Below are 15,789 nucleotides of genomic sequence, written 5' to 3'. Positions count from 1 at the left end.
ACAGTGGATGTCCGCTACCTCAACGGAAATCAACCAATTTCGACGACCCGTGCCCACTCGGGTGGTGCGTCCGGCTCGTAGTCGGGGTCGTCCTCGTCGTACCGACGCTCCCGGGGGAACAGGCCGACGACCGTACGGCAGGCAGGTTTCGTTCGCGGCCAGGGAGTTTGGCCGTCGGTCAGGACGACGACCACGTCCGGGCGCGGACTCCTGCGCAGCGCCTCGGCGAAGCCCTCCCGCAGATCCGTGCCACCGCCGCCCACCAACGGGATCCCTTCCGCGCGGCACAACGGCCCGGTGATGTGCGCGGCGGCGTCGCAGGACATCACCGTCACCAGATCACGCCGGCCGCCCACCGCGCGGATGATCGCGGCGATCTCGACGATCGCGCTGCCCAGTTCGGTGTCGCTCACGGATCCGGACGTGTCCACGATGACGACGACACGCGGCGGACGGCGGCGCAGACTCGGCAGGACGACCCCCGGCAGACCGGCCGAGCGGCGTGAGGGCCGGCCGTAGGTGTAGTCCTCGCCGACGCCGGGTCCGGACACGGCCGAGCGGACCGCCGCCCCCAGCAGCTCCCGCCACGGCTGCGGGGGTTGGAACGCCTCGTCCGCCCATCTGCGCCAGCCTCTCGGGACTCTGCCGGGACTCGCGGTGATGCCCTGCGCCACGCGGAACCGGACGGCGTCCCGTTCCTGGGCGCTGAGCCCGTGCGCGCCACAGGGGCCCAGGTCCCATTCCCGCTCCAGACCGTCGGCGCCGCTGCCGCAGTCCAGCCAGACCCACCCGTTCGTGCCGGGGCCGAGCCGGAACTGGCGCAGGTAGTCCTCCATCAGCTCGCCCTCGGACAACCTGAGCAGTCCCGGCCGAACGGCATCCTTCGGACGCACCAGCCCGTCGCCGAACACGTCGTCGTTGATCTCGCAGTCCGCGGCGATGTTCATCCGCAGCCGCTCACCCGGCCCGGTCAGCTCGTGCGCGGCCGCGAACCTGTCGCTGCGCCCGTGGTGGTCGCGCAGCAGGTGGGACACCTCGTGCACCCAGACCCCGGCCAGCTCCTCGACCGGGGTGCGGTCCACGAACGCGGCCGACACGTAACAGCGCCAGTGCCGGTCCACGGCCATCGTCGGCACCTGCCGCGACTCCACCACGTGCAGGGCGAACAACGCGGTCGCGAGGTACGGCCTGTTCCGGACAGCGTGCAGCCGGGCGGCGAACAGTTTTTCCTCGTCGAGGCTCGTCATGCGCGGGCACCCGCGGCGGCACGGTCCGCTCGCCGCGACACCGACACGGCCCCGGCGAGCCGTTCGATCGCGGCCGGGACCTCCCAGTCGTCGCGGCGCAGCGCGGCGAGCGTGGCCGCCGGCACGACGACCAGGTCCGGGGCCCCGGTTTCCAGTGCCAGCACCAGCAACGACCACGCCGCGTCCCAACGGTCCTGCTCCGGCCGCTTGCGCACCGCCGCCACCACGCCGTCGAGCACGGTCTGGCGCAGGTCGCCGCGTTCGGGCAGCACAGCCGCCGCCGGATCCGCGAGCAGCACCTCGGGATCCGGCAGGTCCATGCGGTCCAGGCTCGCCAACAATTCCAGACCGGGGCCGTCGCCCACCGCGCCCCTCACCAGCGTGGACAGCACCTCGCGTGACGTGTCCGCCGCGGTCGCGAACGCGATCAGGCGCAGCGCCATGTCCCAGCTGCGCGGCGAGGGCCAGGCACCACCGCGACGGGCTTCGCTCTTCGGCAGCTGGTGCACGAGTGCGGGCCGCACGGCCAGAAGCCCGCACACAGCGCGGCGGGCGAACGTCACGGCGTCGCCCAACCGGCCGGGGTCCAGTCGCGGCAGCGGCGCTGTCGGCCACGTCCCGCCGAGCCCGCGCACCACGACGTCGTGGTCGTGCGTCCACTGCAGGTGGACGAACCGGTTGGCCAGCGGTGGGCTCAGCTCCCAGCCGTCGGCGGCGGAGGAGCGCGGGTTGGCGGCGGCCACGATCCGGACGCCAGGAGGCAGTCGCAGGGCACCGACCCGGCGTTCCAGCACGACGCGCAGCAACGCGGCCTGCACCGCCGGTGGTGCGGTCGAAAGCTCGTCCAGGAACAGAAGTCCGCGGCCCGCCTGGACCAGGCGCACCGCCCAGTCCGGCGGCGCCATGGGAACGCCCTGCGTCGCCGGGTCGTCGCCGACCACCGGCAGACCGGAGAAGTCAGACGGTTCGTGCACGCTGGCGATCACCGTCGTCAACGGCAGTGCGAGAGCGTCGGCGAGCTGGGTGAGGGCGGCGGTCTTGCCGATCCCCGGCTCGCCCCACAGCAACACCGGCAGGTCGGCGGACACGGCCAGCGTCAGGGCTTCCAGCTGCGGGTCGGCCCGCAGCTCGGTGGTCGTGTTCTGAAGCAGAGCGAGCAGGTCGGCGGCAACGTCGAGCGTGGCAGAAGTCATGTGTTCGATCACCTTTGGGTCGTGTGAGGCCGTGCGCCGGCCAGGCGAGGTGTCAGCTGAAGGTCGCGTGACGCGGACGCGAGCGACGACGACTGTCCCGAGTGGACTTGGCGGGACCGGCTCCGGCGAGCCCGGCCCGGTACAACCCGTGCGTCAGCTTGCGGTGCACCGCGGTTTCGAGCTCGTCGCGCAACGCACCGCTGCGCAGCAGCACGTCCGGTCCGAGCAGACTTTCGACGGCCGCGACGGCACCGGCGGTGTCCCCGTGGTCCAGCAGGCCGCGGACTTCCGCCAGGTTCTCCGGGTGGCGGTGTGCCGCGTCGATCGCCTGAAGGCACGGCAAACCGGTGCCGCCCAACGCGACCAGCAGCTCCTCGCGGCGGATCTCGGCGGCGTCGTGGTCCAGCGGGACGAGCACGCCGTCGACCACACCGATCCGGTGCGTGGAGCCGCGGCACTCGACGAGACGTGAACACGTTGTGCCGTCGGGACTTCGTGACGCCGGGCGGTGGTCCGGCAGGAGCGCGGAGGCGACGAGCGGGTGCAGCCGGTCGGCGTCGATCAGCCCCGCGTGCAGCAGTTCGAGGTCGGGCGGCACCCAGGTCGCCGCGTCGGGCAGCACCGGATGCGTTGGGACAAGACCTCGTGGCGGCACTTCGACCACCTCGTCCGGAAGGCGCAGCACGAGCTGGTGCCGGGAACTGAGCCGCACGGTGACGGCGCCGTCCGCGCATCCGTCCGCGTGCAGGAGCAGCGCGGCCTCGGCCGCCCAGCCGGCACCGGACCGTTCCCGGAGCTCGGAGGTCCTGCGCGCGTCCCAGAGGTGGCGGTGCAGGTCGAGCCGGAAACGCCGGTCGGGCCGGGGATGGGGATGTCGGCCCGCGCCGGCCAGGGGCCGCGAAGGTTCCCACAGCGCGAGGCTGATCCGCTGACCCGCGTCCGCCCAGGCCGGTGGCGTGCGCGCGACGAGGTGCACGGCGCGACCGCCGTCAGGAGGGTGGTACCGGGCCAGCGACACGGTGAGACCCGGCCGCAGCAGGCCGTCGGGACTGACTCTCGGAAAATGCCAGCGAAGCAGGTCAGGGGCCAGATGACGCAGATCGGCGCGGACGGTCTCCGCGAACTGCCTTCCGTGGGCGCGACCCACCGCACGCAGGTTCAGATCCACGTCCACCCGCGCGGCGGCGCAGGCACCTGACCAGTCGCCCACCGCACGGCGGGCAGTCGAGGAATCGATCATCGACGTCGGCACGGCGAACTCGCGCACGTGCGACCAGAAACTGAGGCGGGACTGTCCGTTCACGGTCGAGTGGTGCATCAGCACTCACCTTTGGTGAACGAGACCCCCGATCCGCTCGAGTAGGTGATCATCGTGGCAACGGTAGCAGGGCGCGCAAGGGGTTTCCGGTGCAGGCCCGCCGAGACCTGGAAGTTCTTCTCCCAGTTCAGATCGATGCAACGTATTGGGGCTTTGGTGGCGTGTGTACCTGGTGGAAGCACGCAACGCTGAGGGGCGAAGTTGAGCGACGAGCAGTTCACCAAGGGCCACGTGATCACCCTGATGATCACATCGTTGATCGGCGTCGGGTTCGGCACCGGGTGGTGGTTCTCCGCCGCCACCGCGCTGGCCGGCCCCGCGGCGGTGGTCCTGGGCGTCGTGATCGCCGTGTGCCTGGTGGGCTGGGTGCTCCGCGTCGGCCGGTCCGGCCGCCAACTGCCTCCTGGCGGCGGGCGTGCGGACAGCCCGTTCGGGAAGACGTACGGGATCGCCGTCCTGCTGATGGTCGTCGGGATCTTCGCGGGGTCGCGGCTGCTGACGCTGGTCGAACTGCCGCAGGCGATTCCCGCGTGGGTGCTGTTCGTCGTCGGCGCGCACTTCGCGCCGTTCGCGAGGCTCTTCGGCTCCACCAGGTTCCTGTGGCTGGCCGCGGCGCTGTGCGGCACCGGTGTGCTGGCGGTCGTGCTCGGTGTGGCCGGGCTGGCGGCGGCGTGGCGGCTGGTGCCGGGATTCGGTGGCGCGGCCGTGCTGTGGACAACGGTGGTGGCGGGCCTGCTCGACGGGCAGTCCCGAGTTCAGTCCCTCTTGCGCGCCACTCCCGCGAACGTCGACGTGCGCTTCGCGTCACCGATCTCGTCTCCGGTGTCCGGTCGCCACTCCGGCAGGTAGACCACACCGGGATCGAGCAGTTCCAGTCCGTCGAACAGGCCGGTGATCTCGGCGCGCGTGCGCATCGAGAAGTCGGTGACGCTGCGCCGGAACTGCTGCGTGGCCTCCTCGACCCTCTCCGGTTCCGGCCCTTCCAGGCTGGCGTGGGAGATCGCGAGGTAGCTGCCCGGCACCGTCGCGTCCAGGTAGGAACGGATGATGCCGGCCGGGTCGTCCTCGTCCGCCACGAAGTGCAGCACCGCGAACATCAGCACCGCGATCGGCTGCGAGAAGTCCAGCAACCGCTGGGTTTCCGGGTCACCGAGAATGTCCTGCGGCCGGCGCAGGTCACCCTGGACCGCCGTGGCCAGGGTGCTGCCTGCGAGGATGTTGCGGCTGTGCGAGACGGCGACCGGATCGGCGTCGACGTAGACGATCCGGCAGAGCGGGTTCGCCTTCCAGGCGATCTCGTGCACGTTGCCGACGGTCGGGATGCCGGAGCCCAGGTCGAGGAACTGCGTGACACCCCGGTCCACGAGGTGGCGGACCGCGCGGCGCAGGAACGACCTGTTGGCGCGCATGATGTCCGGCAGCTCGGGCATGAACGCGACGATCTTCGCCGCGGCCTCCCTGTCGACCTGGAAGTTGTGGAAGCCACCCAGGTGCGCGTCGTAGATGCGGGCCGCACTCGGCTTGTCCACGTCGATCTCCGGACCTGCCCACGCCGGTCGGTTCACCTGACCACCCTCATCGCCGAGTACCTGCCGGTCCAGCACGAGACTAGCCGTTGTCCTGCCTGGACCGGGGCACCGCGTCCGAACGAGGGACGGCCGTTCACCCTTCGAGCATGCCCGGACCGAACACCTCGTAACGGATGTCGTCGGACAGCACCCCGCGGCGGAGGAGCCCGGCACGCACGTCGCGCATGAACGCGATCGGTCCGCACAGGTAGACGATCGCCCCGGCGGGCAACGGGATCGCGTCCACGTCGACGAGTCCTGCCCTGCCGCCCTCGTCACCGTTCTCGTACCAGGTCAGGTGCGGGTGACGGGAGTACTCCGCCAAGTGTGCGTGCCGATCCGCTGACAGCTCCGCGTGCACGGCGACGACCTCGCGTTCCGGCTGCGTGGCGGCGAGGTGGTCGAGCATCGAGAGCATCGGGGTGATGCCGATGCCCGCGCTGGCCAGCACCACGGGCCGTTCGCCGGGAGCCAGCGTGACCTCACCGGCGGGCGGTCCGACCAGCAGGACGTCGTCGGCGTGCACGTGGTCGTGCAGGAACGTCGACACCGCACCGTCCGGGGCGCCGTCGACACCGCGCACCCGCCGCACGGTGATCCGCAGCTCACCCCGTCCGGGTGCCTGCGACAGCGAGTACTGGCGCGGCTGCCTGTGCCCGTCCGGCAGGTCGACCGCGACCGACACGTACTGCCCGGGCTCGAACACCGGAACCGGGCCGCCGTCGTCGGGCACCAGCGTGAACGACACCGTGTCGACCGCCTCCTCGTCCCGTTTCGCCACGCGCCACGGACGCCACAGCGTGTCCGCGGTGACACCGGCCTGCTGGTACAGGCGCGCCTCGGCGGCGATCAACGACACGGCGAACAGCCAGTAGACCTCGTCCCAGGCGGCCGCGACCTCGGGCGTGACGGCGTCGCCGAGCACGGTGGCGACCGCGCCGATGAGGTGCTTGCCGACGATCGGGTACTGGTCGGGCCGCACGCCGAGCGAGACGTGCTTGTGGGCGATGCGTTCCGCGATCGGGCCGAACGGCGTCCCGTCGAGCAGGTGCTGCGCGTAGGCGACCACCGCGGCGGCCAGTGCGATCTGTTGCTTCCCGCTGGCCTGGTTGCCCCGGTTGAACAGGTTCAGCAGCTCCGGGTGCGCGGCGAACATCGACGGGTAGAACTCGGCGGTGATCGCGGCGGCGTGCTCGCGGACGACGGGCAGCGTCGCGCGCACCACGGCGGCTGAAGCAGCGGAAAGCACAGAGGTCTCCTCGGAAGTGGGGAACGGGCGACTTCGAGCTTGCGTGATCAGGTGCGGGCGAACGCAGGTCGGAACGTCGCCTTCGCGGCAGGACCTTCGTCCCGGAACTCACGCCCGGAAGGCCTTGGTGCCACTAACAAGCCACGTGCACGTCGGAGAGGAGGAGCTCGGAGACGGAACGCCGCGGAGTGGGCGGGACGGGAGCGCCGAAACCCAGGCGCAGCACCGTTTGCGGGATCAGCATGCCGCCGAGCGACCGCCGCAGCTCCTCGCGGACGCGCCGGACCTCGACCGGCTGGGACAGGAACGACGCGGACAGCCCGTGCGTGGTCGCGGTGAGCAGCACGCGTTGCATCGCCTGTCCCGCCTGGAGATCACCGAGCGGCCCGTCGTAGAACGAGCAGAGGACCACGACGAGCGGATCGGACTCGTAATCCTTGGCGGGGTGGCGTTCCGACCCCTGGAAGTCGCGGAACACCCACTCGTCCTGCGTCTCCGGCCGCACCCCCGCCGACGCGGGCGGCACCCCGTCGGCAGCGCCGGGACGATGGCCGGTGAACGCGGCGAGCTCGTCCTGCACACCCTCGTCGTCGAGCTGGATCTGGTGCGCCCGCTGGACGAACCGCTTCAGGTCGGCGCGACCCTCCCGCGTGGTGACGACGTGCAGCCAGGCCCGTTCCAGCTCGGCCGCCCTGACCAGCGCGTGCCGCTGCCGTGGCTCGATGGCCGTGTCGAGGAACGGCCGGCGGTTGGTCCGACGGCGAGGCACCGCCCGGAGCAACGCCCGCTGCTCGTCGTCGACCTTGATCGTGCCGCCGCGGCGCACCACGGCAAGCGCACCGGGCGCGTCCTGGCCCGGCAGCATCGACACCAGCGGACGCACACCCGAGGCCTGCAAAGCCAGCCGCAGGTTGAACAGCGCGGCACCGCAGGAAAGCCGCAGCTCGCGCTCCTCGGGATCGGTCGCCGCCAGCTTGCGGCTGGGGTCGGGGTGCAGCTCGATGCGGTCCCGCCGGACACGGAACCGCCACGGTTGCGTGTTGTGCACGGACGGCGCGAGCGAAGCGGCCGCGAGCGCGCTCTCGATCTGTCCGGACTCCAGTCCCAGAGCCGCCGGCACTTCGGCCATGTCTTTCACCCCGTCCGTGTCGCCTGGAACGTTCTGGCGTCCACTGTCGGCGTGGCTCCGGGGGCGGTCCCACCGTCGAAGGTCCCGAGGTGGCAGGGACTGGGGCAGGTCGCTCAGGGCCGGAACGTCCCGGGCCACCCGTTGGGCTTGCGTGGGTCGGCTTGTGGTTCGGCGCGGGTTCCAGCGGGGTTGGTCATCTTCTGCTGGCCGTGTCGCTTTGCGGTGGTGGTTGCGTGGGTCGTATGACGAGCCGGGTCATTTCATCGCCGCTTCGCGACGATTGCGATTGGGGCTTGACATCGGGGCCCTTGCGAGGCGCACATCGGCCTTAAAAAGCCGGGCATAAGGAGCCCGGCCGATCCAACCAGCATAGCACCTCGCACCCAAAGTCAAGCCCCAATCGCAATCGTGCGTGGTTGCGTTTGTCGGTCGGCTCACCTCATTACCGCTTGCCCGCGTTCGCATTGCCCTGTCCGGCTCGGCTTTGCCATTGCTGGTTCACTCGATCGTGTGCGGCTTTACCCGTTATCCTGTCGTGATCTTGCGGTAGATTAGAACACGTGATCGAAACCCGCCTCCTCTCCACTGACGAGCTGCTGCGCAGTGTCGTCGACGAGGTGACGGAAATTCGCGTCCGCGAGAACTCGTTGATGCACAAGATCGCCGAATTGGATCGGCGTGGAGTTGCGGCGGAGCTGGGTTACAGGGATTTGCCGCAGGTGTTGCGGCATGCTGTCCGCTGGGATCTTTCCGCCGCAAGGCGATGGATCGCCAATGCCGCATTGCTGACCAATGAGATCACCCCGACCGGCAGCGAACTCGCTCCCAAGCTCCCGCTCACCGCCGAGGCGGTGGCCGAGGGCGCGTTGTCGATCGAGCACGTCGCGGTGGTCGCCGAGATCATGAAGACCGTGCCTGCCGAGCACGAGGTCACGGTGGTGGGTTACGCGCGGGACTTCGAGCCCGTCACGGTCCGCCGCCTGGGCACGACACTCGCCTACGCCATCAACCAGGACGACCCGGAACCTCGTGACCCCGCGCCTGCGCCGCCGGGCAATCAGCACTGGATGCGCTGGAAGAACGGCAAGCTGGAGATCAGCGCCAAGCTGGACAAGGTGACCGGCGCGAAGTACGAGGCGCTGATCGACCCGCTGGCCAAGCCCCGCCCGCAGACCCCGGACGAGGGCCCGGACCGGCGCCCCCGCGAGGAACGCGAAGGCGACGCCCTGGCCGAGCTGATCGACCTGATGCTGCGCGCCGACCAGCTCCCCGAGCACGGCGGCGAACCAGTCACCCTGACGCTGACCATGCCCTATGACGACCTGGCCAACCAGGTCGGCCACGCCACCCTCGACAACGGCGACCGTGTCCCGGTCGAGCAGGTGCGTGAGCTGGCGTGCAACGCGGGCATCATCCCGATGGTCCTGGGCGGAGCGGGCCAGCCGCTCAACGTCGGCCGCAAAACCCGCACCTTCCCCGCCGCAATCCGCCGCACCCTGGTCACCCGAGACCGAGGCTGTGCCTTCCCCGGCTGTGGCAGACCGCCCAGACAGTGCGACGCCCACCACATCAAACACTGGGCCAACGGCGGCGACACCTCGGTGGACAACGCCGTCCTGCTCTGCCGCCACCACCACACGCTCATCCACCAGAGCGAGTGGGAAGTCGGGATGGTGAACGGCATCCCGACCTTCTACGCACCAGCCTGGCTCGACCCGCAACAAAGACCCAGACGCAACCTGGTCAACACCGCCTAACCACAGCGACGCGGTGTCGATGAAGGTCGCCTGGCCACGGGGGAAGCAGCCTGATGAAGGGCGCTCTGCGAAGCAAGCGGCAATGGCGTCGCCGAGCTGAATCTCCCACCGCAACGCATGCAATGGCGAAGCCGAGGCCCCAACAACCGCGATGGCGAAGCCGAGCCGGACAGGGCAATGCGAACGCGGGCAAGCGGTAATGAGGTGAGCCGACCAACAAACGCAACCACGCACGCTTGCGATTGGGGCTTGACTTTGGGAGCGAGGTGCTAGCCTTTTCGGACCGGGCGGGTGCGAAGCATCCGACCTTTTCCGCACGACACAGCGCCTCGCAAGGGCCCCGAAGTCAAGCCCCAATCGCAATCGTCGCGAAGCGGCGATGAAATGACCCGGCTCGTCATACAACCCACGCAACCACCAACACAAAGGCGACCACACCAGCAAAAGGTGACCAACCCCGCTGGAACCCGCGCCGAACCATCCCAAAACGACCCGCGCACACCCCGGCGTAACCCGACCCCGGCGTAACCCGACCCCGGCGTAACCCGACCCCGGCGAAACCCGACCCGCGCACCGAGCACCCTCCAACGCAAGCCAACCCCCGGAAGCTGCTTCGCGACCCGCCTATCGGCAGGACCCGAACGTCAGCTACGGGCAGGCCACCTCAACCGCCGGCGTCACGACCGGTTCCACCTTCTGCCGTTCAGCCCGCACCGACGCGATCCCAGCGAGGATCAGCCCACCACCGACGAGTTGCAGCGGCGCGAGCCCTTCGCCGAGCAGGAGCCAGGCGAACACCGAGGCGGACACGACCTCCAGCAGTGCGATGAACGACGCCACCCGTGAGCCGAGCAGGCCCGAGGCGGTGATGCCGGTTGCGTAGGCCAGCGCCGTGCCCACGACCGCGACGACCAGCAGCGGCACCCACCACGCCGTGGTCGTGCCCAGGAGTGGGAGGTCGTCGAACGTCGCGGTGAACGGGAGCAGGCCCATCAGCCCTACGACCGCCAGGACGGGTGCGGCCACCAGCAGGCCCGCTCCGGCCAGCGCTACCGGGGGCAGGCCGTGGTTGGGGCGTGCGGCGATCGCGAAGTACACGGCGCATCCGATGGCGGCGCCGAATGCGGCGGCCAGGCCGATCGGGTCCACGGCTTGGATCGCGCCGGGGCCGATCACCAGCAGGAGGCCGCCGACTGCCAGCAGCGAGCCGAAGAGGACGACCGGTGCGGGCGTTCGTCTGCTGGCCGCCCAGGTGAAGCCGACCAGCAGGATTGGCGCCAGGAACTCGATGAGCAGCGCGGTCGCCACCGGGATGCGCGCGATCGCGGCGAAGTACAGGACCTGGGTGATCGCCACGCCGAACAGGCCCATGCCCAGCACCGGCCACCGGGCCTGCCAGAGCACGTTCCACTTGCCGCGCAACGACATCAGCACGAACGGGAGCAGCACGAGTCCCGCGGTGAGCGCGCGGGCCGTGACGGCGGCGGTCGGTGACCAGCCGTGGTCCAGGAGTGGTTTGACGAACGCTCCGGAGGTGCCGAACGAGATGAACGAGACCGTTGCCGCGATCAGGCCGGTGGACTTCGACGGAATCCCCATGCTTGCCTCCCGGCCCGGTGTCGTGTCATGGCCTAACCTGAATGATGCCCCTGACGGTAGGCTGATAAGGGTAAGGAGTCAATTTGCGTTTTGCCCCTGACACGGAGGACTCTCTCGCCTTCGTCGTGGAGCTGTGCAACACCGAACCGGAGGCCTCGCGCAGCGGCACGGACGAGCTGGCCACGGTGGACCAGCTCGCGGCCCTGCTCGCGCGCTACCCGTACACCGGGCGGATCGACCACGACGAGGCGGAACTGCGCGACGTCCACCGCACGCGCGCGCTGCTCCGGCAGGTGTGGTCGCTCAGCCGTGACGACGCCGTCGAGGCCGTGAACAAGATGCTCCGCGACGCCAAGGCGCTCCCGTACCTCGTGCGGCACGACGACCTCGACTGGCACATCCACGCCACCGAGCCCAGCTCGCCGCTCGCCGAACGGATCCGGGTCGAGGCCGCGCTCGGATTCATCGACGTGATCCGCATGAACGAGATGGACCGCCTGCGGATCTGCGCGGCCGACGACTGCACCGGGCTCCTGCTGGACCTGTCCCGCAACGGCCTCAAGCGGTTCTGCAGCGTGCGGTGCGGCAACCGGATGAACATGATCGCGTTCCGGGAACGACGAGCGGAAGGTCGTTCCTAACCGACCGCGGCCGCCCGGCAGCGATCTTCCTCGATCGGCCTGCGCAGGGTCGAGTAGAGCTCGGCCGCTTCGAGGAACAGCGCGGCCGCCTGCGCGTTCTGGCCGGCCGCCCGGCGCAGCTCCGCCCTGACCTCCCACAGCGCGGCCGACCACGGACCGCCCTGCCACAGCCCGCTGATCCGTTCCGCTTCCGCGAGGTGCCGCCGGGCCCGGCTCAGCTCGTTCGCCCGCGCGCAGGCTCGTGCCGCCTCGATGCGGAACACCATCGAGCACGGATCGCAGACGTGAGTCGCTGACGTGAGCAGGCGCTCGCCGTCACGGACCGCGCCGAGTGACTCGACGAGACCGCCGGCGGCCAGCACCCGCAGCCCGTGGATCCGGATCACGAGGTGCGACCGGATGCCCGACGAGTGCGCGAGCGGCATGGCGCGGTCGAGCAGTGAGAGGGCCACGGCCCGGTCTCCGCGCCGGACGCGTGCCTCCGCGGCGCGTTCGAGCGCGATGCTCTGGGCGGAGAGGCACCCGGCCCGTTCCGCGTCGGCCAGCGACCGGTCGAGGTGCTCGCACGCTTCGTCGACGTGGCCGGACAGCAGCGCGAACTCGCCGAGCAGCAGGTGTGCCAGCGCGAGGCCCGCCGGCGAGTCCGCCTCGGTCGCGATGCCGAGCAGGTCGCGGCCGAACGACTCCGCGCCCTCGTGGCCTTCCGGTCCGTAGAGGTAGTACTCCTGGAAGCACAGGTGGGCGTCGAACACGGCGCCCTCCAGGTTCGCGGACCGCCGGACCGAGTCGGCGAACTCCTCCCGGAACTGCTGGTGCCACGTGCCTTTCGCGTACGCGACGAGCGCCAGCAGCGTGGACGCCTCACCGAGCTCGTGCCCGAGGTTCGCGTCCAACGCCAGCGGGCGTGCCCTCTTCGCCAGCCGCTCGGCCTCCTCGACGTTGCGCCGTCCCCAGGCGACCAGACCGTTGGCGAGGGTCACCGCCACGGTCTGCCGCACCGACGGCGGTTCGGCACCCTCGGCCAGCGCCGCCTCGAAGAGGGCGACCGTCTCGGCGTCCGGGCCGACGCCGACGCGTTCGCGCAACGCCTCGCGGAGCTGCTCGAACTGGCGCAGCGCCTCTCGACGGCGTCCGGCCGCGAGGTGGTGCCGCATCATCGCGCGGTGTGCTTCCTCGTCGGTTTCGTCGAGCTCCAGCAACCGGGTCCAGTCACCGGCGGCGCGCAGCAAGGCGACGTGGTGGGTCCTGGTCTTCGTTCGCCGTTCCTCCGCCCACCACTCGTACCGGTCGTCCGGCAGCACGTCCCCGCCGCACATCGCGGCCGCCGCGGCACACGCCGACGCGTCACCCGACGCGAGCGCGGCATCCGCGGCCTGGTCGAACCGTTCGAGATCACAGTCGAGGTGCCCGCCCGGCCACAGCACCAGCACCTGGCCGTCGACGGTGATCGCGCCGGGGTCGCCGAGCGCGCGGCGGGCGTAGTGAACCGCCTTGCGCAGGTTCGCGCCCGCCGCGTCGACGGGCAGGTCGGGCCACAGCAGTTCCATGACCTGCTCGCGGTGCAGCCGGTGCCCTGGCTCGATCGCGAGGAGCTTCACCACGTCGGCGGCTCGCCGGCTGCGCCACGCATGAGTGGGGACGGGCTGGCCGTCCACCGTGACGCCGAACCCGCCGAGCACACGCACCTGGCAGGTGGCAGGCATGGGCCGACCTTACGTCCGCGAGCGTGGGAACGCTCGGGGAACGCTGCGCTGCCTAATCTCGCCGCACAGTCGGAAAAGGAGGAAGCCATGCTGTTCATGGACGTCCACAACGAACTGCCCGACGGCGCCACCGCGAAGGACGTCGCGGAGGCTCACGAGGCCGATCTGCGCACCCAGGACCAGCACGGTGTGCGGTACCTCAACTACTGGGTCGACGACCAGGCGGGCAAGGTCTTCTGCCTGGTGGAGGCACCGGACGCGGAGGCAGCCCACCGAGTGCACCGCGAAGCGCACGGTCTCGTCGCCGACGAGATCTACCCGGTCGTGCAGGGCTAGTGGGTTCCGGCGGGGTGACGGCTATTTCGCTTGCCGTGACCCCGAGACTGGGTTCATGTTCGATGTGATCATCGCCGGCTGCGGGCCGACCGGCGCGACGCTGGCCGCTGAGCTGCGGCTGCACGACGTGCGGGTGCTCGTGCTCGAGAAGGAGCCCGAGCACGTCGCCTCGTTCGTGCGCCTGGTGAGTCTGCACGTCCGCACCCTCGAGCTGATGGCGATGCGCGGACTGCTGGACCGCCTCCTCGAGAACGGGCGGCAGCGCACGGTCGGCGGTGCCTTCGTCGCGGTCCCCAAGCCCGCGCCACGGGGCATGGAGGACGCGTACCAGCTCGGCATGCCGCAACCGGTCGTCGACCGGCTGCTCGAGGAGCACGCGGTCGAACTGGGTGCCGAGGTCCGGCGCGGCTGCGAGGTCACCGGGGTCGAGCAGGACGACGAAGGGGTGACCGTCGAACTGGCCGGCGGCGAACGGCTGCGGGCGCGCTACCTGGTCGGCTGTGACGGCGCGCGCAGCACGGTGCGCAAGGTGCTCGGTGTCGGTTTTCCCGGCGAGCCCTCGCGCAACGACACGTTGATGGGCGCGATGGAGGTCGGTGCTCCGCCGGAGGAGGTCGCCGCCAAGGTGGCCGAGGTCCGTGAGACCTGGAAGGTGTTCCACGTCGGGGCGTTCGGCGGAACGATCCAACGCGTCGTGGTGCCCGCCGTGGCGGTCAGCGAGGATCGGACGGCCACCCTCGACGACTTCAAGGAGGGGCTGCGGGCCGTCGCCGGCACCGACTTCGGCGTGCACTCGCCGCGCTGGCTGTCCCGCTTCGGCGACGCCACCAGGCAGGTCGAGCAGTACCGCGTCGGGAGGGTGCTGTTCGCGGGCGACGCGGCCCACATCCACCCGCCCGCCGGTGGTCAGGGACTGAACCTGGGCGTTCAGGACGCGTTCAACCTCGGCTGGAAGCTCGCGGGCGAGATCCGCGGCTGGGCACCCGAAGGGTTGCTGGACACCTACCACGCCGAACGTCATCCGGTCGGCGAGGACGTCCTGAACAACACCCGCGCCCAGGTGGAGCTGATGTCCACCAGTGCGGGCGCACAGGCCGTGCGCAGGCTCTTCGAAGAGCTGATGGACCTCGACGAGGTGAACCGGTACCTCCTCGAGAAGATCACCGCGATCGGCGTCCGCTACGACTTCGGGCCGGGACCCGAGCTGCTCGGCCGCCGCCTGCCCGACCTCGACCTGAAGATCGGCCGTCTCTACGACCAGTTGCGCCGGGGCAGAGGGCTGGTGCTCGACCGCACCGAACGGCTCACCGCCGGGGGATGGTCGGACCGGGTCGACGTCATCGCGGATCCCACCGCGGCACTGGACGTTCCGGCCCTCCTGCTGCGGCCGGACGGTTACGTCGCGTGGATCGGTGACGACCAGCAGGACCTCGAAGAGCACCTCGCGCGCTGGTTCGGCTAACCCAGGTACGCCTTGCAGGCATTGCCCTCGGCGAACGGCACGAGGCGCGCAACGGTGACGGGCGACCCCAGCTCGGCCAGCGCGCCCCTGATCAGCCCCAGGTGCAGCGGGCACACCACGTCCCGGTTCTGCTCGGCGAGCTCCAGGAACGGGCAGTGCCACAGCCTGATGCCGTCGGGCACGCGTTCAGGCGCGAAGCCGATGCGGTCGAGCAGGGCGACCACGCCGCCGGTCGCGTCGGTGGCCCGTCCCGGCGCGGGCCGGTCGACGAGGTGGTGGCCCCACGACTCGCCGACCCGCTCCGGAGCCTCGTTCTCGCGGACCACACCGAGCAGCATCTCCGCCAGCAACCGGTAGTCGCGGTGCCCGCCGCGTGCCATCACCGGACGCAACGCGTAGGTGGCGGGCGGGCGGCCTCGACCGGACGACGTGCCCGCGAGCTGGTCGACCAGCTGCTCGAACACCAGCGCGTCCAGGTGGAACCGTGCGGTGTTGGGGTGGATGCCGACCTCGCGGGCGATCTCGGCGAGGGTGCGCGGACCGTCGCGCAGCACTGCCAGCACCTCATCCCGCCGAGCCATGCGAGC

The 15,789-nt window shown here is 70.6% G+C and carries 14 protein-coding genes; 5 read left to right on the top strand and 9 right to left on the bottom strand.

The features are described 5' to 3' along the window. Positions 1-29: 29 nt before the first annotated feature. The 3 genes from AOM45_RS07815 to AOM45_RS07805 are packed head-to-tail and all read right to left on the bottom strand — an operon-like array spanning position 30 to position 3,758. On the bottom strand, positions 30-1,247 hold the full coding sequence (locus AOM45_RS07815) for a vWA domain-containing protein (protein ID WP_030467077.1): 1,218 nt from the start codon (positions 1,245-1,247) through the stop codon (positions 30-32). After that, positions 1,244-2,440 carry an AAA family ATPase gene (locus AOM45_RS07810; RefSeq protein WP_030467076.1) on the bottom strand — a complete coding sequence of 399 codons (1,197 nt, stop codon included), beginning with the start codon at positions 2,438-2,440 and terminating at the stop codon, positions 1,244-1,246. The genes AOM45_RS07815 and AOM45_RS07810 overlap by 4 nt, the downstream gene beginning before the upstream one ends. Positions 2,441-2,492: 52 nt before the next feature. Further along, positions 2,493-3,758 carry a hypothetical protein gene (locus AOM45_RS07805; RefSeq protein ID WP_030467075.1) on the bottom strand — a complete coding sequence of 422 codons (1,266 nt, stop codon included), beginning with the start codon at positions 3,756-3,758 and terminating at the stop codon, positions 2,493-2,495. Between the two features lie 201 nt (positions 3,759-3,959). Between AOM45_RS07805 and AOM45_RS49270 the strand changes: the two genes are divergently transcribed. Further along, positions 3,960-4,607 carry a hypothetical protein gene (locus AOM45_RS49270; protein ID WP_236703202.1) on the top strand — a complete coding sequence of 216 codons (648 nt, stop codon included), beginning with the start codon at positions 3,960-3,962 and terminating at the stop codon, positions 4,605-4,607. Here the strand turns inward: AOM45_RS49270 and AOM45_RS07795 are convergent. The 3 genes from AOM45_RS07795 to AOM45_RS07785 form a co-directional block, all read right to left on the bottom strand. Continuing rightward, positions 4,514-5,323, bottom strand: coding sequence for an SAM-dependent methyltransferase (locus AOM45_RS07795; RefSeq protein WP_030467073.1), 810 nt, complete (start codon positions 5,321-5,323; stop codon positions 4,514-4,516). The two genes, AOM45_RS49270 and AOM45_RS07795, sit on opposite strands and share 94 nt — an antisense overlap. Before the next feature lie 97 nt (positions 5,324-5,420). After that, positions 5,421-6,575 carry a globin domain-containing protein gene (locus tag AOM45_RS07790; RefSeq protein ID WP_030467072.1) on the bottom strand — a complete coding sequence of 385 codons (1,155 nt, stop codon included), beginning with the start codon at positions 6,573-6,575 and terminating at the stop codon, positions 5,421-5,423. A gap of 133 nt (positions 6,576-6,708) precedes the next feature. Beyond that, positions 6,709-7,704 (bottom strand): Acg family FMN-binding oxidoreductase, encoded by a 996-nt coding sequence (locus tag AOM45_RS07785; protein ID WP_030467071.1) that lies wholly within the window; start codon positions 7,702-7,704, stop codon positions 6,709-6,711. 560 nt (positions 7,705-8,264) lie between these two features. Between AOM45_RS07785 and AOM45_RS07775 the strand changes: the two genes are divergently transcribed. Next, a complete protein-coding gene (locus tag AOM45_RS07775) occupies positions 8,265-9,461 on the top strand; it encodes an HNH endonuclease signature motif containing protein (protein WP_082157629.1) in 1,197 nt (398 codons plus the stop codon). 648 nt (positions 9,462-10,109) lie between these two features. On the opposite strand, the gene AOM45_RS07770 is transcribed toward AOM45_RS07775, so the two are convergent. Then, entirely contained in the window at positions 10,110-11,060 is a 951-nt protein-coding gene (locus tag AOM45_RS07770; protein ID WP_030467068.1) for an EamA family transporter, read from the bottom strand. Between the two features lie 83 nt (positions 11,061-11,143). Here AOM45_RS07770 and AOM45_RS07765 point away from each other — a divergent pair, with 83 nt between their 5' ends. Next, positions 11,144-11,701 (top strand): CGNR zinc finger domain-containing protein, encoded by a 558-nt coding sequence (locus AOM45_RS07765; protein ID WP_030467067.1) that lies wholly within the window; start codon positions 11,144-11,146, stop codon positions 11,699-11,701. On the opposite strand, the gene AOM45_RS07760 is transcribed toward AOM45_RS07765, so the two are convergent. Next, positions 11,698-13,404 carry an AfsR/SARP family transcriptional regulator gene (locus AOM45_RS07760; protein ID WP_030467066.1) on the bottom strand — a complete coding sequence of 569 codons (1,707 nt, stop codon included), beginning with the start codon at positions 13,402-13,404 and terminating at the stop codon, positions 11,698-11,700. The genes AOM45_RS07765 and AOM45_RS07760 overlap by 4 nt on opposite strands. A gap of 87 nt (positions 13,405-13,491) precedes the next feature. Between AOM45_RS07760 and AOM45_RS07755 the strand changes: the two genes are divergently transcribed. Next, positions 13,492-13,740 carry a DUF4242 domain-containing protein gene (locus AOM45_RS07755; protein ID WP_030467065.1) on the top strand — a complete coding sequence of 83 codons (249 nt, stop codon included), beginning with the start codon at positions 13,492-13,494 and terminating at the stop codon, positions 13,738-13,740. A gap of 55 nt (positions 13,741-13,795) precedes the next feature. Further along, positions 13,796-15,202 carry an FAD-dependent monooxygenase gene (locus AOM45_RS07750; RefSeq protein ID WP_030467064.1) on the top strand — a complete coding sequence of 469 codons (1,407 nt, stop codon included), beginning with the start codon at positions 13,796-13,798 and terminating at the stop codon, positions 15,200-15,202. Here AOM45_RS07750 and AOM45_RS07745 read toward each other — a convergent pair. After that, entirely contained in the window at positions 15,199-15,783 is a 585-nt protein-coding gene (locus AOM45_RS07745; RefSeq protein WP_030467063.1) for a helix-turn-helix transcriptional regulator, read from the bottom strand. The two genes, AOM45_RS07750 and AOM45_RS07745, sit on opposite strands and share 4 nt — an antisense overlap. Between the last annotated feature and the right edge of the window lie 6 nt (positions 15,784-15,789).

The organism is Lentzea aerocolonigenes (assembly GCF_000974445.1).
GTDB classification, from domain to species: Bacteria; Actinomycetota; Actinomycetes; order Mycobacteriales; family Pseudonocardiaceae; genus Lentzea; species Lentzea aerocolonigenes.
The sequence above is the reverse complement of the archived record's forward strand: the minus strand, read 5'-3'. Positions and strand labels throughout refer to the sequence as shown.